Raw genomic sequence first — 18,714 nt, 5'->3', positions numbered from 1 at the left:
GGGCCTCACCCGTAAATCGTTCCCCGGTGCATCGGCCGCATCGCGGCCGATGCACCAAGGGTCCAGCGCTTGCGCAGGCCCCGGGTCCAGGGGCGGACAGCCCCTGGTCGGGCCCGGGGTGAAACCCCGGCGCTACGCGGCTCCATCGAAAACGACGGAAGCGCACAGGAATCGAACCTGCCCAGGACAGCGGAACTGCCCCGCACCGATTTTGAAGACCGGGGGTGGCACCAGCCGACCGCGCGCTTCCACCTGCCCTTCTAGCGGGTTTTGTCGCGTAGGGCTACCCTCGCGCCGTGCGTCGCTTCGTCCTTGGCACTGCGGGTCACGTCGACCACGGCAAGACCACCCTCGTCCGCGCCTTGACGGGCATCGACACGGATCGCCTGCCCGAGGAGAAGCGCCGCGGCATCACGATCGAGCTCGGCTTTGCGCCGTGGAGCCTCGGGGACGGCATCGAGGTCAGCATCATCGACGTCCCGGGCCACCGCCGCCTCGTGCACACCATGATCGCCGGCGCGATCGGCATGGAGGTTGTGATGCTCGTCGTCGCCGCGGACGAGGGCGTCATGCCGCAGACCCGGGAGCACATCGCGGCGTGCGAGCTGCTCGGCATTCGCCGCGCCGTCGTGGTCGTCACGAAGATGGATCGCGTGGGCGAAGAGCTCGCGCGCCTCGCGGGCGACGAGGCCGTCGAGCTCCTCGCCGGCCGCATGCTGGCCGAGGTCGTGCTCTGCTCGGCGCGCACGGGCGAAGGCCTCGATGCGGTGCGCGACGCGGTCCGGCGCGCTTTGACCGCGCTCCCGCCGCTTGCGGCCGCGCCGCGCGCGCGCATCGGCGTCGACCGCGTCTTCTCCGTGCGCGGCGCCGGCACCGTCGTCACGGGCACGCTCGTCGAAGGCAAAATCCCGCTCGGCGCGCCGCTCTTCGTCGTCGGCACCGGCCGCGCGGGCGAGCGCGGCGCCGAGGGCGCGGTCCACAAGACGAGCGCGCGTGGCCTCCACATCCACGATCGCGCCGTCGACGTTGCCGAAGCCCCGACTCGCCTCGCCTTGAACCTCGCGGGTTTGCCGCTCGAATCCGTGCACCGCGGCGACCTCGTCACCGACGATCCCAGTGTCGTCCCCACGCGCCGCCTCGACGTCTCGCTCCGGGCCACGGCCCCTGTGCGCAGCGGCATGAGCGTCTCCGTGTACATCGGCACCGCGCGCTCCTCGGGCAAGCTCGACCTCCTCGGCGAACTGCTCGAAGACGGCCGCCGCCTCGCCCGTTTGCGCCTCGCCGACGCGCTCGCTGTCGTCGGCGGCGACAGATTTGTCCTCCGCGGTTCCGACGTCGACGGCCCCGCGGGCGCCGTGCTCGGCGGCGGCGAAGTCCTCGACGCGCGCCCGCCCCAGAGCTTGCGCAAGCGTGGCCGCGCCGCGCGCCTCGCCGTCCTCGAAGCCCTCTTCGTCACGCGCGAGCCGCAGGCTGTCATGCGCGCGCTTGCCCTCGAAGCCTCGCCGCGCACGCTCCCGCGTGACGCCTTGCCCTCGCGCTTCTCCTTGCCTGCGGCCGAGCTCGAACGCGCGGCCGACAAGCTCGGCGACAAGGGCGAGCTCGCGCGCATCAAGCGCCTCGGCTGGGTGCCTCGTACCGCGCTCGTCGAGCTCGCCGTGGAGGCGCGTGGGCTCGTCGTTGCACATCAAAAGAAAAACCCGCTCGATCGCGGCATGGTCCTCGAAACCTTGCGGGCGCGCCTCGCCGCGCGGGCTGGGGCCGAGGCGGCCGACGAGATCATCAAGCTCGCGGCTTCGAAGAGCGGCAGCGTCGCGGGCGAGCCCATCGTCGTCGAGGGGGACGTCGTGCGCGCCCCGCAGATCACGGCTGCGTCGGCTTCGGGCGCGCTCGGCGCGCTCGGCGCGGCGCTCACGGCGCTGGAGAAGGCGCAGCTCAAGGGGTTGACCGAGTTCGGCGTCAAGGAGGCCTCGGGCGCGTCGCCCAAGGAAGTGAAGGCGATCCTGGCGAAGCTCGTGCGCGAGGGGCACGCGATCCACGCCGGCGAGCTTTGGTTTTTCCGGGCGGAGATCGACGCGCTGCGGACCAAGGTGAAGGATCACCTCGACAAACACGGCCGCATGTCGATTGCCGATTTCAAAGATCTATCGGGCCTCGGCCGGAGGCAGGCGATTCCGCTGCTCGAATTGTTCGATCGGGAGGGCATCACGCGGCGCGAGGCCGATGACAGCCGCGTGAGGGGAAAATGACGTTCCAGCGCCCAAAAATGCACTCCGTCGTATTTCTGTGCGTGAAAAACTCCGCGCGAAGCCAGATGGCCGAGGGGCTCGGGCGAGCCATCTTCGGAGACGGCATCCGCGTCCAGAGCGCGGGCAGCGAGCCCTCCCACGTGAACCCGTGGGCGATCGAGGTTTGCCGTGAGATCGGCATCGACATCAGCGGAAATACCTCGAAATTCGTGGGCGCGATCGAGCCCGACTCCGTGGACACGGTGATCCGCCTCTGCGACGAGGAGGTCTGTCCGGCGACCTTGGGCGACAAGCAGCACTATTACTTGCCGATCGAGGATCCCGCGAGCGACGATCCGAGCCTCGGCCGCGAGCAGATGCTCGCGCGCTTCCGCCGCGCGCGCGACGAGATCAAAGGGCAGCTCGAGTCCCTCGCGGCGATCCTCGACCGGACCTGAAGGACCGCCCGAGCGCGGCCGCGAGGAGCGTCAGGAAAAACCAGCCGGCGCGTTCGCCCGTGCCGTGTTGCATCTGGCAAGCGCCGCCGGAGAGGCGAACGGCTTCGTCCGCGGGGGCTTCCGCGTCTGCCTCCGCGTCCGGTGCCGCATCCGCGCCCGCGTCCGCCTCCGCATCCGGACCCGCGTCCGCTTCCGTCATGCATTGGCCATCCACACACGCCGCGCCGCCACAATCTTTGGGCGCTCCGCTCGTGCATACGCCTTCCGCGCAGATATCGCTGACCGTACACGCGTCCCCATCGTCACAAGCCGTCCCCGTGAACCGCGTGCATGCCCCATCCACGCTCGCGCCCGCGGCCATCGCGCATGCATCGCACACGCCGAGATCACACGCGCTGTCACAACATACGCCATCCACGCAGAACCCACTCGCGCACGCCGCGCCCGTCGTGCAGGCCTCCCCATTCTCGCTTTTCAGGACGAACACGTACGCCGACCCCGCGTTCGTCCCGGCGTCGTCCTCCAGATACGCGCCCACGAACGCCGTCTCCCCCTCCATGGCCACCGAAAACCCGAAGGCGTCGCCCGCCGTTCCGTCACCCGCCACGAGCAGGAGATCCAGGGCCCATCCAGCCCCATTCTCCGTGAACACGTAGGCCGCGCCCGCATTCGACCCCTTCGTATCGTCGAGGAGCGCGCCCAGGATCACTCGACCTTTCGTGATCGCCACGCTCGTCCCCAGCCGATCGTCCGACCCGAGCCCCTCCGGCACGAGCTTGCCCGTCGCCGCCCACGTGAGCCCAGCGCGCGCGAATGCATACGCCGCCCCCGCGTCACTCCCGACCGCATTCGCGAGCGGCGCGCCCACAATCGCCGCATCCCCCTCGATGGCCACCGCCGAACCAAACGCATCCCCCGCCTGACCATCCGCCGCGACGAACTTCTTTTGCTGGCTCCACACCGGCCCCGCGCCCACGAAAACATACGCCGCGCCCGCATCCGACCCCGCATCGTCCTCCCCCGGTGCACCAGCGATCACTGTCTGCCCCGACAAACCAACCGACGCCCCCAATCGATCCCCCGCCTGCCCATCCGCCGCGAGGATCTTCTTTTGCTGCGTGAACGCACCACCATTCTCGCCGAATACGTACACCGCCCCCGCGTCCACGCCTTTCGTGTCCTCGGTCGGCGCCCCCGCGACGAGCGTCCCGCCCACGAGCGCCACCGCCTGCCCCATCGTATCCCCCGGCTTCCCGTCGCTCCCGAACACCTTTTGCTGCTGTGTCCACACGCCGTTCGTTCGGGCAAACACGTACACGACGCCCGACGCCGGCGCCCCGCCGTCGCCCCTCGGCGATCCCACGACGGCCACGTCCCCGTCGACGTCCACCGCATGCCCGAACCATTTCCCCGGCCCGCCATCACTCGCCACGAGCTTCTGCTCGAACGCCCACCCGCCGTTCGTCCGAACGAACACGTACGCCGCGCCCGCATCCGTGCCTTTCGTGTCCTCGTCAGGCGCGCCGACGATCGCCGTGTCCCCCGAGAGCGCCACGGAGAAGCCAAAGAAGTCACTCGGATCGCCGTCCGGCGCCAAAAGCTCGATCACCTCGGTCGCGACGAGCGCCGCGGCAGTGCGAGTGACATGCTCCAGCGCCGCGGTACCCAGATCGCAGGCAGCGAGGGGCAGGAGCAGGGCAAGCCAAGCGGGGGCGTTCGATCGGGGCGCCTTGGGCATGGGTAGGCCGGTATCGTATCGCCCCCGCGCCGGAAGGGCGTGGACAATGCCGCCGCTCACGTGCGAAGGTCCCTGCCCGAAAGAAAGGGAGGTCATCATGGCGGAAGTGAAGCGGCTGGGAAGCCTCGGGAACGTCGCAGCGGTGCAGGAGGCCCTCGCGCAGGCAGACGCGTACAAGGAAATGCTCGAGCGCGAGGCCGCCGCGAAGGCCGAGGCCGAAGCCCAGCACGCCGCCGCAGAGGCGCACGTGGGCGCCCAGATCAGCGCGCTCGTCGAGGCCGCCTATCTGGTCGCATCCGCGGACGGGCGCTACACGAGCAGCGAATCCGATCGTCTCGTCGAGCGCGTCGGTGCACTCACGGAGAACAAGTTCGCCGCAGACCATCTCGCCGCCATGGCGAACGACGCCCAAGGCCGCGCCTCCGAGGGCATCGACGCCCGCGCCCACGCCATCGCCGAGATCCTGCCCGATCCGGAGCTCCGCCGCGCGACCCTGCTCGTCGCCTCGGCCGTCGCATGGCTCGACGGCGGCGTCGGTCAGAAGGAAGGTCTCGCGCTGCAGTCACTCGCCCGCGCCTTCGGCTTCTCGATCGACGAGCTGCACAAGATCATGGGCCAGGCCCACGGCTGATTGGGGGCGCCGCGCCGGGGCGCTGCCCCGGACCCCGCGGGGGCTGTTCGCCCCTCGACCCGAACCAGGGCAAGCCCTGGACTCGGGGTGGAAGAACTGCGCGATGCGCAGTTCTTCCAACGGGCCGATGGCAAGATCAAGGACGGCGTTGCCGGTCGAAATAGCAGCGCGGCTGTCTTGATGGGCAGGGTCGCTCCTGTTCGATGAACTGCGCATCGCGCAGTTCATCGACCCTGAGTCCAGCGCTTGCGCTGGTCCGGGTCCCGGGGCGGACAGCCCCGGGTGGGGCCTGGGGCAACGCCCCAGCTCAGCGCCTCCTCAACCAAACGCCGGCTCGAATGCGGCTGCGCGCTCGCGTCCCCAGGCTTCGCGCTCGGCCCTGCGCGTCTCGTAGAGGCCAAGCGACGTGATCGGGAAATAACTTCGGTACAGCGTGTAATGCAGGAGTGCCGTGCGGAAGAAGAGGCCGGCCGGCTCTTCTGCGGGCCACGTGCCGTCGTCGCGTTGCGCGGCGGCGAGGAACCGCGCGCCTCGATCGATCGCGTCCCAGTCTGGATCCTTCGCTTCGAGCAGCGCTGCGAGTGCCCAGGCTGTCTGGATGACCTGGCTCCGATCGTTCTCGCGGTATTGCCCGCGGAGCGCGCTCTCGTGGTGCTCGCCCCAGCCGCCGTCCGGACGTTGCCGCGCCTTGATCCACGTGCATGCCTTGCGAATGGCGTGGTCGTGCGGCGGTGCGCCTGCCGCGAGCAGGCCACGCACGCCGAACAGCGTGCCGTAGATGAAGCACACGCCCCAGGCTGCGGGGAACGAGCCGTCCGCGTGCTGGAGCGCGCGCAGGCTCGCTGCGGCGCGGCGGATCGCGGTGTCGACCTCGCTCCGTAGGATCTCCGGGTAATGCTTCTGGAATGCCGCGAGCGCTGCGATGCACGAGGCCGTGCATTCGGCGTACGCCGCTTCGCTCATCGAATCCCCGAACATCTCCGCGGGGTTCAGCCATTCGAGGGGCATCATCGTCCGGCGCGCCTCGTAGCTGCCGAACGAACCGTCTGGGTTCTGGCACCGGAGCACGAACCGCACCGCCGCTGCCATGTCCTCGGCCGAGGCCCGCGCGTGTGGTGATTCGAGCCGCGCGAGCATCGCCTCGGCTGTGCAATCACTCACCGGCCAGCCGTGCCAGACCCCGGCGAAGCAATACCCGCCGCGTGGATCGAGCCGGTCGTGCGCCGCCGCGTCCCCGACCACCTCGCGGATCTGTTGGTCCTCCAAGAATCGATCGGCTCGCGTGAGCGCCTCGGCGACGTCCACGTGCTTCGAGGCGGCCACGAGCGCCTGCGCCGCGAAGGACGTGTCCCACGTCGCGCTGCGCGCCCCGGCGACCCGCACGCCGTCCGTGTCGTCCTCCCAGATCCAGCCCTCGAACCGCTCGAGCGCGAGCATCGCGTCCGGATCCTTTGGATCGTTCATCCAGAGCGCCAGGATCCCGAGCAGCCCACTCACCGGCGACAATGCGGTGTGCCCACTCGCGCGCAGATCGTAACGCACCTCCTCGCGGAGCGCCGAGAGCAGGCCCGCCCGCGATTTCGGCGTCCGAAACCGATCGACGACCTCGAACGCCTGATACGCGAATTCGACCGCCAGGCTCGGCGGCGTCTGGAGCTCCGCCGCGCGCCTTTGCCGCCGTGCCGCCGCGAAATCGACCGCGCCAAACCCGCCCGGATACAGCTCGTTCCGCAGCGCCCGCGTGATCGCCGTCTCGGGCGCGCTCCGCCGCGCGGCGACGAGCAGCGACATGCCGAGGTAGATGTACCGCGTGTGGCAATAATACTTCGACGGGTGCAGGGCCCACGATCGCGGCAAGAGCCACGCCTCGGGCAGCACCTTCGGCACGCCCTCCCAGCCATAAAGACCCGAGAGCGCCAGCCACAACTTGCCCCAGCTCGGGATCGCCGCCGCGCCGCCCTCTTTCCGGATGAACCCGAGCCCCTTCGCGAGAAGCGGATCCTCCGCCGGCACGCCGAGCAGGCGCGCCGCCACGTACACGAGCGTCGTGACGAACAGGTAGGGCTGCGAGAGCTCGTGCATGCCCCACGTTCCATCGGGCAAACGCGTCCGCGCGAACTGGAGCAAGATCCGCTCCCGGCGCACCGGATCGATCGGCAAGCCCATCACGTGGCACGCCATGACGTACTGGGCCGCGAGCATCGGGTTCCAGATGACCTCGCCCTCCCACGACCCGTCCTCGGCCTGCTCGGCCACGAGCGCGCGCACGCCCCGCGCGAGCGCCGTCCGCGGCTCGAGACGCGCCTTTCCGAGCCGCGTCGCGCGCTCCGCCGCCGGATGCTCGAGCACCTCCGCGCGCCCGGCCGCCGCCTTCAGCGCCGCGCCATATCGATCCTCGGCCGACCGCGGGAAATCCCGCGTGGGCTCGGCCGGCGTGAGGTGCAGTGTCGCCCGCATGAGCCAGCGCAGCCGCATGCCGAGCTCGCCCGCGACCTCCGCCGCGTGCCGCGGATCCCGCCGCACCACGCCGTCGCGCACGATCGCGCTCGACGCGCGGAGCAGCGCCTTCAGGAACGATCCGCCGAAATGCAGCGGATTCGTGTCCTCGCACGAGAGGAAGCCCATCGTGCGCATCCGCTCCGCGGGTTGCTCGCGCCAGAGGTCGTAGATCCCGCTGCGGATCGCCGCCGTCTCGTCCGACGTATCGGCGAAGACCTCGTAGAGCGCGACGGCGAGCATCTCCGGCGCGCGGCTCTGGATCGTGCGCCCGCGGCTATAGGCGCGGAAGTTCTTCGCCTCGGCGAGCGCGATCGCGTCCTGGAAGCCGAGCGTCATGCCGAGCGCCGTCAGCGGATGGTGGTGGCCCACCGCGTCGCCCACGAGCGCGAGCCCCTCGCGGCCGTAATCGACGCGCGGGCGGATCTGGTTCGTCGCCCACGCGATCTCGCCGCTCTCGAGCGCCTTGCGGAATGCACCCCGCATCGCCTCGGGCAGGATGCGCGAGAACGCCTCCCAGAGCGTCGCCGCCTTGCTGCGCTGCACGCGCATCGAGAGAGGCACGTCGAGGCAGAGCCGCACGTGTCGATTGTCGATCCGATATGCGAGCGCAGGCCCCGGCCCGCCGAGGAACACGTGCCCGTGCCCTTCGAGCGGCATGCGCACGCCTTCGAGCAAAAGCCCCGCCATGCGCGAGTACGTCGCCGCGCTCCGGTCGATCGAGAGCGCCGCGTGGGCCACGCCGCTGCGGCCGCTCGCGCCCACGACGAGCCCGGCGCGGACCATCCGCGTCCCGCCGCCCTTTTGCTGGTACGAGAGGGTTTGATCGACGATGTTCGTCGCGCGCGACCCGGGCTGATAGTCGATCCGCGCCTCGCTCATCACGCGCTCGCGCAGCCGCTCGACGAGCCGGACGTGCTCGATCGCGTGGCCGACATTTCCGGCGCGATAGGGGAGCGCGATCGGGTTCGTGCCGTCGTCGGGGTACAGGACGAACCCGCGGCCCGACTCGTACGTCGTGCCGGCCTTGAGATCCACGCCGAGCCCGCGGAGGATCTCCACGGCGGGCGGGTGCAGCCATTCGCCGGCGAGCCGCTCGACCGCGCGTGGATTCGACTCGAGCAAGAGTACCTGGGCGCCTCGCTCCGCGAACGCGAGCGCCGACACGCAGCCGACCGGACCTGCGCCGATCACGGCGATGTCGTAGTCGAGCCTCTCTGCCTTCCCATTCATGCTAAGGACCTCGTTCGTCATTCACAGCCGCGGCATTCACCGGCGGCACCCCTGAACTGGTCCCCCCCTATCGAAGCGAGGGCGGCCCGGACGCCCGGACAAACCGTGCGTCACGACCACCCCTGGTCTCACGCGTTCACGGACGCGCGACGTGCGCCCCGCGCGATGCGGGGCCCTCGGGCACGAGCGCCCGACGGAAGAAATCGGCGTATGCGTCGTAAATCGCGCTCCGCACGCACGTGGGCACGAAGCCGAGCTCGCGCTCCGCCTTCGAGGTATCCGCGCGCCGCGGCGAGGACGCGGGCGCCGGCGCGCCGGGCGGGCGCTCGCCCCCGAGCATACGCGCCGCCGCGAGCTTTTGCGCGAGGGACGTCCGCGCGAGCAGCGCCGGCACGGCGAACGGCGGGCGACGCCGCGCGCTCGCTTCCTCGAAGAACGAGAGCAGATCGTCGATCGACACGAGCTCGGTCGCGACCACGTACTTCTGCCCCTTGCGCCCGTTCCGCATGGCCGCGAGGTGGGCCTCCACCGCGTCACGCGTCGACGTGAGCAGGAGCGCGCCGCGCGCGAATGCGCGGAGCCTTCCGTTCGCGTGATCCACGAGCGCCCGGCCGATCGCGCTCGGCCGATCGTCGAAGGGCCCGACGAGCGTCGTCGGCGCGACCACGACCACGTCGAGCCCGTCGGCCACGGCCTTCAAGCATTCGTGCTCCGCGAGCGCCTTCGTCCGCGCGTGCGGCGAGTGCGCGGAGAACGGGTCGAGCGGCGTCGCCTCGTCGATCGGCGCGCCGCGTGTATCGTCGTACCGCACGGCGTCGAGCGAGCTCGTCACGACGACCCGCCGCACGCCCGCCTCGCGACACGCGTCGAGCAGCACGCGTGTCCCAAGCACGTTCGTCTCGAAAAACGCCCGCTCGTCGCCCTCGGCCACCATGGCCGCCGCGTGATAGACCTCCGTGACGCCGCGCGTCGCCGCGCCGAGCGCGTCCGCGTCTCGCACGTCGCAGGTCACGACCTCGACGGGCAGCCCCGCGAGCGCCGCCGCGCCGCGCGCGCCTCGCACGAGCACGCGGACCTCCTTGCCCTCGGCGACGAGCCGCCGCACGAGGTTTTGCCCGAGGTGCCCCGCGCCGCCCGTCACGAGCACGCGCCCCTCGCGGGTCCGCGCGTCATTCCGGGACGCATCGTTACCTGACGACTTTTTCGCGCCCGCGCCGCCGCGAATCACGGTCATCGACGCGCGCCGCTCGGGCGGAACCGGCGGCCTCCGCGCGCGGAGCAGCGGCATCGCCACGCGACCCGTCCCGCCCGCGGGCGCGCTTGGCCTGGCCTCGGCCGCGCGGGCAAACAGGGCGGTGAGCGCGGAATCACTCTCGGCCGCGCGCCGCGCGCCGGCGAGCACCTCGGCCACGAGGCGTTTGTCGATCTTCGGCTCGCGCCCGCGGACGAGCGTGTCCTCGCCACGCTCCACCTCGCGCAGCGTGGCGATCGCCAGCGCGAGCGGCACCGCGCAGAACGCGCGCACTTCCGCGCCCTCGCGGCCCGGCCAGCAAAGCGTGTACTCCACCGCGGCGTCGAGGTGCCCGCGCGCGATCGTGCACACCTCGGACACGGCCGCGAGACCACCCGCGCGCGCCTCGGGCGAGAGCAGTGCGTCGCGACGAACCCCGTGCCGGGCGAGCACGTCTTCCGGCAGGAAACACGCGCCGCGATCGAGATCCTCGGCGACGTCTTTCAGCACGTTCACCATCTGCAGGCCGAGCCCGAATCGCGTCGCGCGGCTCCACGCCGCTTTGCGGACCTCCTCGCTCGCCGTGGGCACCGCGCGCTCGAAGAGCGCGGTGAGCAGCTCGCCCACCGTGCCGGCCACGAAATAACAATATCGCTCGAGGTCGGCCACGTCGCGGATGCGCGTCTTGCCTTCGGCGTCCGCGCGTCCCGCGTACTCGCGCATCCCCCGGCTCATCTCGAGCACCCACGGCCGGATCGCCTCCTGATCGGCCGCGGGCAGCGCGCGGTATACGCGAAACACCGCACCCGCGCCCTTGCAGAGCGCGCGATCGGCCTCGGACATCCCGATGGCCTCGTCCGTGAATCGGGCCTCGAATTCGGACAGAGAGCCCGCCTCGCCCCGCATGAGCGCGTCGAACGCGTCGAAGAGCGAAACGCGGGTCTCGGGCGCGATCGGATTCGCGTCCTCGATGCTGTCGACGATCCTGCAGAGCAGATACGCGGCGCAGAGGGAATCGGAGAGCCCCTCGGGCAACGACAGGATCGAGAGCGCGAACGTCCGCGAGACGCGCGGCAGCGTCCGTACGCAGAAATCGCGATCGGCGACCCTCTGCGCGGCGAGCGCCTCCAGAGCGGCGGCCATGGCCCCGCTCCCGTCTTCGGACAAACCAATCCGTAGCCCCGCGTCGCGGAGCCCAGAAACGTCATGCCTCGCCATTCCGTGCCGCTCCCTTACCGCCGGCGCCTCGTGGTCTCGGCTGTCAACGAAGTAATCGAAGAATCAGTGTCCAGTGCTTGTGTACTGCATTGCCGTCCTGACCGTTCAGCCCGATCGTTCGACTTTGCAGCGAGGCCGTACATGGCGCATGGAGGGCAATCGTGTCAAGGGGCGCCCGCCTACGTTCGCGTGCTTTTTCTTGCTGAGGCGGCGGGGCGCGAAGTCGACTTCGCATCGGTCTGCCTCTCTGGTGTTGCTTTTCGGCAACGTCGTGTTCTCGCCCGACCATTGCATGCGTGGACGGACATGAGCACGAGGGGAGCCTTGATCTGGGCTGCGCTCGTCGCCTCGCTCGCCTCCTGCGAGCGCGACGCGCCCACCATTTCCCGTGAACCCGAAGGCGCGCACCCGCAAAATGCGGCGTTCCTCCCGGTGCAGGCGGACGAGGCGTTCCCTGCGCTCGGCTGTTACCAGCGCGCGCGGGAGCGAACGCTGCTCACGCAGTACGACGCTTATCTCCTGTGCGCGGGCGCGACGTCGGATGCGCCGATCGCCTGCTACGAGCGCGCCTCGGCCGCACTCCTGCTCTCCGCGCAGGCGCTCGCGCTCTGCCGCTGCGCCGAGTCGGTCGCGCCGATCGAGTGTTATGAGCGCGCTTCGCGAGAGACCACGCTCACGCAGCCCGAGATCGTCGCGCTCTGCAGCGCGGCCTCGATGCAGCGGCTTTACCCGAATTGCACGCCGGTTCGCTGAGCGTCACATGCCGCAGCGCTCCCAGTGCGCGATCGTCGTCATCGCGCCCGCGCCTCCGGCGCCCACGCGCGTGTATTGCACGACGATCGGCACGTCCGACTCGATCACGGTCGCGAAATCCGTTCCGATCGGCAGCGGCTCCGGGCCTTCGAGCTCGTGCCAGCGGATGCGCCGGCTCCGTTCGGGCAGGAGCGTGAGCCGGTAGGGCCCGGCCGGCACGCGGTGCTCGAAGTACACCATGATCTCCACGTGCGCCTCGTGCGCGGAGGCATTGAGCAGCCAGAGCACGTCGTTCGTGCCATCGCCGTCCGCTCGCTTCGCCACGTGCCCCTCCGCGACCGACCACCGTTTGCACCCCGCCGGCTTGCTCATCCAGGTCCCCCTCGTCCGGGCGCTTCCGCCCCGAAAAACACCGCTGCAGAGCCCGTGCCGACGAGGCGCCGTTCCCTTCGCCCGGGCTTGCCTGTATGCTGCTCGCGAATGTTCGTCCGCGTCGGGATGGTCGCCCTTTCGCTCGTCCTCGGGACCGGTTGTCGGGACGAAAGCGCGTCCCCGACGAAAGCCCCCGAGACCGCGCCCTCCGCCGCACCGCCCGCGAGCGCGGCCCTCACGCCCTCGCGTGTTGAAAGCGCCGCGCCGTCACCCGCCGCGCCGAGCCTCCCTGCGCTCCCGTCCCGCAAAGTGCCGAGCAAGACGCTCGCGGACGGGAGCCTCCTCGGCGAGTTTTCCTTCGAGCGCGCGGCGGGCGACGAGGGCATGGCCTGGCTCGCCGCGGAGGACGCCTGCGTCGCCGCGGGCAAACACCTCTGCACGGCCACGCAATGGCAGGCCGCCTGCGAGGCCGATCCGGCCATCTCCGCCGTCGAGACCTGGACCCTCACGCCCGAGCGCGACGCGGGGTTTTTCGTGCGCGGTGGCGGGGTGGGGTGTGGCCGAAAGACCGTCGCTCCCGGGGCGCAGGCGAGCCCGTTCCGCGCCGGCGCCTGCTGCACGCCCGCGCTCGCCGCGGCCGGCCGCGACATCCAGCCGGCGATGCTCCGGGCCATGGCGAAAAACGTCCTCGACCTCGAGCGGACCTTGAATGCGCGCCGCGCCTCCGCGCTCACGGGCTTCTTCGACGAGCGCGTGCGCGTCTTCCTCAAGGAAAAATCACGCGCCGAGGCGGTCGCCGTCTTCGAGTACGAGTTTGGCAAATATGAAGATTACGCTGCCGTGCACGAGCTCTGCGATTTCTCGGTGCCGGCGGACAACGAGACCTATACCGCCGATTGCCGCAAGATCTCGCGGTTCGGCGGCAAGGTGGGACACGTGCTCACGCGTTACGTCTTCGTGGCCGGCTCGGGCAAGCTGCGCTCGATCACGGATCCGGCGATTTACCGCGCATTCGCCGAGCCCTGACGGGCTCTCTCAACCGTCCGGCCAGCGCACGTCCGGAAACCTCTCTTCATCCAGGCCGATGACCGATACGATTTCCACCAGCGCGCCGCTCGCGTCGATCCCCCAGTACGTCGGGACCACCTGATCTCCGCCGAGCCCGAACGCGACGAGGTTCCCGAGCGTCCCTTTCCACTCGGCATGACCGAGGCTCCCGCCCGGCGCGTCGCGGGTCGCTCGGAGCGCCTGCATGAGCTCGCCGCTGTTTCGCTCGGCGCGACCATCGTTGATGTATTCCTTGTGCACGATGCCGCCGCGGATGGATTGGCGCACCTGGGGCGGCGGCGTGTATTCGGCGAACACGCTCGCATCCACGAAGCAGCCCGTCGCGGCGTCGGACGGATACCCCGTGCGTACTCCGGGGCGGGACGGCGCGGGATTCTGGCCCGCGACCGCCGCCGTCTCCCATCGCGTCGGGCGGCCGGCGCCGAAGACGACACGCGCGAGGAGCAGCTCATTGGCACGGCCTCGCTCGTCGTCATGGAGGAGCAACTCGACGGGGTAACGCCCCGGCGGGACGGTGCGCGAAAGCACGTGGTTGGCCGAGAGGTTCGCGAGCGGATCACCCGCCATGAGTTTTCCTGTCGGCACCACGAGCATTCCGATGCCCAAGCGACGCGCGGGCACGGCGACGAGTTGGTCCGCCTCCTCGTCGCGCACACGCAGCGGCGCGCCCGCGAAGAGGTCGTGGAAATCGAGCTGCGACGGCGCAGGTACGCTCGCCTTGGGGCGCTCCTGGGACGCCGAGGAATGGCCCGGAGGCGTGGGCACCGCGGCCACGGCCGGCGAAGTTTCCCGAGGCGCGGGCGTGGACGAGGTACTGCATCCGGAGAGCGGGAACAGCACCAAACTTGTGGCGAGCGATAACGTCGGCGGAAGGGCGCGTCGAGGGGGAAACACGGCGGGCGAGGGTAGCTGGAAATGGGGGGATATCAACCGGCGGCGCGCGCGGCCCGCACGAACCTGCGCACGCGTTCTACGTCGACAGGCTCCTCGATGCGCCCGTTCTCCTTGATGCTCGATCCCACGATCACGCCGTCGGCCGCGCCGAGGAAGGCCGTCACATTCTCCTCGGTCGCGCCGCTGCCGATGAGCACCGGCGAATCCCCGGCGAGCGCCTTCGCCTCCCGCACCTTCGCGAGATCCGGCGCGTCCCCCGTCATCTTCCCGGACACGATGAGCGCGTCGGCTCCGGAAAAACGCGTCCATTCGATGTGCGTCGCGAGATCGATACCCGGGAACCGCACCGAATGTTTCTTGTCGACGTCGGCGAACAGCTTGATGTGTTCGGCGCCGAGCTCCTTGCGCCGCCGCAAGAGCTCCGCCGCACACCCCTCGTCCCACGACCCCGCCTCCCACACGCCCGCGCCCGCGAGCATGCATACCCGGACGAACTTCGCGCCCGCGGCGATCGCGATTCCGAGCAGCGCGACGCCGCCGTTGTGCACGAGGTTGATGCCGAGCGGCAAGGGCACGACCTGCCCCACGGCCCGCGCCACGACCGCGTGCGCCGCGATGCTCTCGGGCGCGATGTGGGATCCTGCGCGGAAGGGGATGTCCCACATGTTCTCCACGATGATCCCGTCCACGCCGCCCTCCGCGAGCGCGCGTGCGTCGCGGATTGCGTGTTCGAGGATCACGTCCATCCCGTAACCCGAATATCCCGGCGCGCCGGGCAGCGGCCAGCAATGCACCATTCCGAGGACGGGCTTTTTCGTGCCGAAGAGGTCCCCGAGATCCTGGAGCTTGAGCGCGTCGAGGCGCGCTTTCCACGGAGGCGTCATGTCTCCCTTCCGATCGTTGGGTTTTTGTTTGCGAACAAGAATGATTCCAGCTCGATTCCATGCCCCGAGAGCAGGAGGGAAAGCTCCTCCCGCCCCGGCAGCGATGTCGCCGCGCCGAGCCGGCTCACGACGAGCGCGCCTGCGGCATTGCCCAGCCTGCCTGCGTTTGCCACGGAGGCGCCGCGGCGCCACGCGTAAAGGAATGCCGCGACGAACCCATCTCCGGCGCCCGTCGTATCACGCACGTCGGCGGGAAAAGAAGGCAGGAACGTTCGTGCGGGCCCTTCGGCCACGACGGCGCCCTGCGCGCCGAGCTTGCCCACGACGAGCGGCACGCCCGCGGCGAGGAGCTCCGCGATGGCGGCCTCGCAGGAGGTGGCGATGGGGTTCTCCGGGGCAAACCCGCCGAGCGCGCCGAGCTCGCTTTGGTTGCCGAAGAGCACCGAGAACTGCGGGGCGAGCGCGAAGAGCTCCGCGGCCCGGGCGCGGACGAGCGGCAGGCAAATGTCGAGTGAAATGGGGATTTCGCGGCGAAGCGCTTCCTCCATCAACGCGAGCGTCGTCGTCCACTGCTCGCCTTCGAGAAGCGCGTGCCCTGCCACGTGCAGGTGCACGACGTCCTGGAACACCGCCGCGAAATCGGGGCACGAGACCACGGCATTCGCGCCGCGGAAGCTCAGGAACGTCCGCTCGCCGCCGGGGGAAATGGCCACGACGCAGTGCCCGGTGGCCACCGCCTCGTGTGTCTCGACGAACGAAAGATCGACGCCCGCCTCCTTGGCGGCCCGGAGCGCGATCTCCGCCCCGGGATCACTTCCGACCGCCGTGACGAGCCGGGCGCGCGCGCCGAGCTTCGCGAGCGCCGTCGCCACGTTCGCGCCCGAGCCGCCGCTGCTGTACCCGAGCGACGTCATCGGCACGTCGTCGCCCTCGTCCGGAAAACGCACGAGCGTGCTCGAGAGGTCTGCGTTCGCGTCGCCGACGACGAGGAAAACCATGCCGACAGACTCTAGCCCGGACGGTCTCCGAAAGCCATCATGGGCACGCCATATCGCGAGCTGACCGCAAGGTGGCTGGCGAAGGTCCTCGGCTAAGCTCCGCGGATAGAGATCCGCGAGGGGATCACGTGTAGGATGAACGAGGTTCGGCAGGGGAGCGGAACATGAAGATCCTGCAGGTCATTCACGGGTACCCGATGCGGTACAACGCCGGCTCGGAAGTGTACACGCAGACCCTCTGCCACGCGCTCGCGCCGCGCCACGAGGTGCACGTCTTCACGCGCGAGGAGGACTCGTTCGCCCCCGATTTCGCGCTCCGGCGCGAGCACGACGTGTCCGATTCGCGCGTCACCCTGCACGTCGTCAACATGCCGCGGAGCCGCGACAGGTACAGGCACGTCGAGGTGGATCAGCGGTTCGCCGAGCTCTGCGACGAGCTTCGCCCCGACGTGGTCCACGTGGGCCACCTCAATCACCTCTCCACGTCGCTCCTCGTCGTCCCGGCCACGCGACAGATCCCCATCGTTTACACGCTGCACGATTACTGGCTCATGTGTCCGCGCGGCCAGTTCATGCAGATGCACCCGGAAGATCCGAACAACCTCTGGGCCGCCTGCGACGGGCAGGAAGATCGAACATGCGCCGAGCGCTGCTACGCGCGGTATTTCTCCGGCGCGCCCGACGAGCGTGCCGAGGACGTCGCCTACTGGACGGGCTGGGTGTCGCGGCGCATGAAACACGTGCGCGAAATGGTCGAGCTCGTGGACGTCTTCGTTGCGCCTTCGCGGTATCTCCACGATCGGTACCGTGATCATTTCGGAATCCCGCCACGGAAGCTCACGTACCTCGATTACGGGTTCGAACTCGAAAGACTTCGGGGACGCCGCCGGGAGCGCGGCGAGCCGTTCACGTTCGGGTACATCGGGACGCACATCCCGGCCAAAGGAATTCACCATTTGATCGAGGCCTTCGGCGCGGTTCGTGGGGACGCGCGCCTGCGGATCTGGGGGCGACCGCGGGGGCAGGACACGGATGCGTTGCGGGAGCTCGGAAGGCGGCTGCCCGGCGACGCGCCCGGCCGCATCGAATGGCTTCCCGAATATCGCAACCAGGACATGGTGCGCGACGTCTTCGATCGGGTCGATGCGATCATCGTACCGAGCGTGTGGGTGGAGAACTCTCCGCTCGTCATTCACGAGGCCCTCGCGGCCGGCGTCCCCGTGATCACGGCGGATGTCGGCGGAATGGCAGAGTACGTCCATCACGAGGAGAATGGCCTCCTGTTCGCGCACCGCGATCCCTCGGCGCTCGCGAAGCAGATGCAGCGCCTCGTTGACGAGCCGGACCTCGCGCGGCGCCTCGGGAGCCGAGGGTACGTGCAGGATCCGGAAGGTCGCGTCCCCGACATCGATTCGCACGTGCGCGCGGTCGAGGCCATGTACGAAAAAGCCCTCGCGCGCAGGGACACGGCCCGGCTCGATCCGCGGCCGGGGCCGTGGCGCATCACGTTCGACACGAACCCGGACACCTGCAACCTGCAATGCGTGATGTGCGAGGAGCACTCCCCGCACAGCGACAAGCAGGACAAACGCCGGCTCCTCGGCAAACCTCGCCGGGTCATGCCGATCGAGCTCGTTCGCAAGGTGGTCGAAGAGGCCGCGGGCAAGGGCCTCCGCGAGATCATCCCCTCCACCATGGGCGAGCCGCTCCTCTACGAGCATTTCGAGGAGATCATCGAGCTCTGCCGCAAGTACGGCGTGAAGATGAACCTCACCACGAACGGGACGTTCCCGCGCCTCGGCGCCCGCGCCTGGGCCGAGCGTATCGTGCCCGTGACGTCGGACGTCAAAATCTCCTGGAACGGCGCCACGAAGGGGACACAGGAGCGCGTCATGATCGGCGCGCGATGGGAGAAGATGCTCGACGACGTGCGCACCTTCGTCGATGTGCGCGACACGCATGCCCGGACGAACCCCGACCGGTGCCGCGTCACGTTTCAGCTCACGTTCCTGGAGACGAACGTCCACGAACTCGCCGATATCGTGCGGCTCGCGATCGAGCTCGGCGTCGATCGCGTCAAAGGCCACCACCTCTGGGCGCATTTCCCGGAGATCGAAGAGCTCTCGATGCGGCGGAGCCCCGAAGCGATCCAGCGGTGGAACGCGGCCGTGCTCGACGCGCGTGCCGCGGCGTCGGCGAAGACGTTGTCCAATGGAAAATACCTCCTGCTGGAGAACATTTTCCTCCTCTCGGAATCCGCGTCGGAAGACCTCGCGCCGGGCGGGCCTTGTCCCTTTTTGGGGCAAGAGGCGTGGGTGAGCGCGGAGGGCCGGTTCGATCCGTGCTGCGCCCCGGACGAGCAGCGACGCACGCTCGGCGAGTTCGGGTCGCTGCGTGCCCAGGGGCTTTTGGAAATCTGGAACGGAGAACCGTATCGGCGCCTCGTCGCGACCTATCGAACGCGAGGCCTTTGCCTCGGCTGCAACATGCGCAAACCGGTGGGAACGCCATGACG

General features: G+C 69.7%; 13 protein-coding genes and 1 tRNA gene. 6 read left to right on the top strand and 8 right to left on the bottom strand.

Features of this window, described 5'->3' with window-relative positions; translation table 11 throughout:
* Positions 1–155 precede the first annotated feature (155 nt).
* Positions 156–250: transfer RNA gene (locus KEG57_RS43915), tRNA-Sec, on the bottom strand.
* Between the two features lie 46 nt (positions 251–296).
* On the opposite strand from KEG57_RS43915, the gene selB reads away from it, so the two are divergent.
* The gene (gene selB / locus KEG57_RS55945) at positions 297–2,246 is read left to right on the top strand and encodes a selenocysteine-specific translation elongation factor (RefSeq protein ID WP_272426915.1); all 1,950 of its coding nucleotides are present in this window, start codon (positions 297–299) and stop codon (positions 2,244–2,246) included.
* A gap of 17 nt (positions 2,247–2,263) precedes the next feature.
* Positions 2,264–2,683, top strand: a complete 420-nt coding sequence (locus KEG57_RS43905) for an arsenate reductase ArsC (protein ID WP_272426913.1) — start codon at positions 2,264–2,266, stop codon at positions 2,681–2,683.
* Here KEG57_RS43905 and KEG57_RS43900 read toward each other — a convergent pair.
* A complete protein-coding gene (locus KEG57_RS43900; RefSeq protein WP_272426911.1) occupies positions 2,637–4,421 on the bottom strand; it encodes an FG-GAP repeat protein in 1,785 nt (594 codons plus the stop codon). The two genes, KEG57_RS43905 and KEG57_RS43900, sit on opposite strands and share 47 nt — an antisense overlap.
* A 97-nt stretch (positions 4,422–4,518) precedes the next feature.
* Here KEG57_RS43900 and KEG57_RS43895 point away from each other — a divergent pair, with 97 nt between their 5' ends.
* Positions 4,519–5,052 (top strand): tellurite resistance TerB family protein, encoded by a 534-nt coding sequence (locus KEG57_RS43895; RefSeq protein ID WP_272426910.1) that lies wholly within the window; start codon positions 4,519–4,521, stop codon positions 5,050–5,052.
* A 318-nt stretch (positions 5,053–5,370) separates the two neighbouring features.
* Here KEG57_RS43895 and KEG57_RS43890 read toward each other — a convergent pair whose 3' ends face one another.
* Both KEG57_RS43890 and KEG57_RS43885 read right to left on the bottom strand, forming a co-directional pair.
* Complete coding sequence (locus KEG57_RS43890; RefSeq protein WP_272426909.1) at positions 5,371–8,781, bottom strand: squalene/oxidosqualene cyclase; 3,411 nt, start codon at positions 8,779–8,781, stop codon at positions 5,371–5,373.
* Between the two features lie 136 nt (positions 8,782–8,917).
* Complete coding sequence (locus KEG57_RS43885; protein WP_272426908.1) at positions 8,918–11,155, bottom strand: squalene/phytoene synthase family protein; 2,238 nt, start codon at positions 11,153–11,155, stop codon at positions 8,918–8,920.
* A gap of 381 nt (positions 11,156–11,536) precedes the next feature.
* Between KEG57_RS43885 and KEG57_RS43880 the strand changes: the two genes are divergently transcribed.
* Complete coding sequence (locus KEG57_RS43880; RefSeq protein WP_272426907.1) at positions 11,537–11,983, top strand: hypothetical protein; 447 nt, start codon at positions 11,537–11,539, stop codon at positions 11,981–11,983.
* 3 nt (positions 11,984–11,986) lie between these two features.
* Here the strand turns inward: KEG57_RS43880 and KEG57_RS43875 are convergent, their stop codons facing one another.
* Complete coding sequence (locus tag KEG57_RS43875; protein WP_272426906.1) at positions 11,987–12,355, bottom strand: sensory rhodopsin transducer; 369 nt, start codon at positions 12,353–12,355, stop codon at positions 11,987–11,989.
* A 108-nt stretch (positions 12,356–12,463) separates the two neighbouring features.
* On the opposite strand from KEG57_RS43875, the gene KEG57_RS43870 reads away from it, so the two are divergent.
* Positions 12,464–13,381: a hypothetical protein gene (locus KEG57_RS43870; RefSeq protein ID WP_272426905.1), complete on the top strand. Its 918-nt coding sequence runs from the start codon at positions 12,464–12,466 to the stop codon at positions 13,379–13,381.
* Between the two features lie 9 nt (positions 13,382–13,390).
* Here the strand turns inward: KEG57_RS43870 and KEG57_RS43865 are convergent, their stop codons facing one another.
* From KEG57_RS43865 to KEG57_RS43855, 3 genes are all read right to left on the bottom strand, one after another.
* Positions 13,391–14,197 carry a DUF4241 domain-containing protein gene (locus KEG57_RS43865; RefSeq protein ID WP_272426904.1) on the bottom strand — a complete coding sequence of 269 codons (807 nt, stop codon included), beginning with the start codon at positions 14,195–14,197 and terminating at the stop codon, positions 13,391–13,393.
* Between the two features lie 152 nt (positions 14,198–14,349).
* Entirely contained in the window at positions 14,350–15,201 is an 852-nt protein-coding gene (locus tag KEG57_RS43860) for a BtpA/SgcQ family protein (RefSeq protein ID WP_272426903.1), read from the bottom strand.
* Positions 15,198–16,199: a carbohydrate kinase family protein gene (locus KEG57_RS43855; RefSeq protein WP_272426902.1), complete on the bottom strand. Its 1,002-nt coding sequence runs from the start codon at positions 16,197–16,199 to the stop codon at positions 15,198–15,200. The genes KEG57_RS43860 and KEG57_RS43855 overlap by 4 nt, the downstream gene beginning before the upstream one ends.
* Before the next feature lie 164 nt (positions 16,200–16,363).
* On the opposite strand from KEG57_RS43855, the gene KEG57_RS43850 reads away from it, so the two are divergent.
* Positions 16,364–18,712 carry a glycosyltransferase gene (locus KEG57_RS43850; RefSeq protein WP_272426901.1) on the top strand — a complete coding sequence of 783 codons (2,349 nt, stop codon included), beginning with the start codon at positions 16,364–16,366 and terminating at the stop codon, positions 18,710–18,712.
* Positions 18,713–18,714: the final 2 nt, after the last annotated feature.

The organism is Polyangium jinanense, from assembly GCF_028435365.1.
The sequence above is the reverse complement of the archived record's forward strand: the minus strand, read 5'-3'. Positions and strand labels throughout refer to the sequence as shown.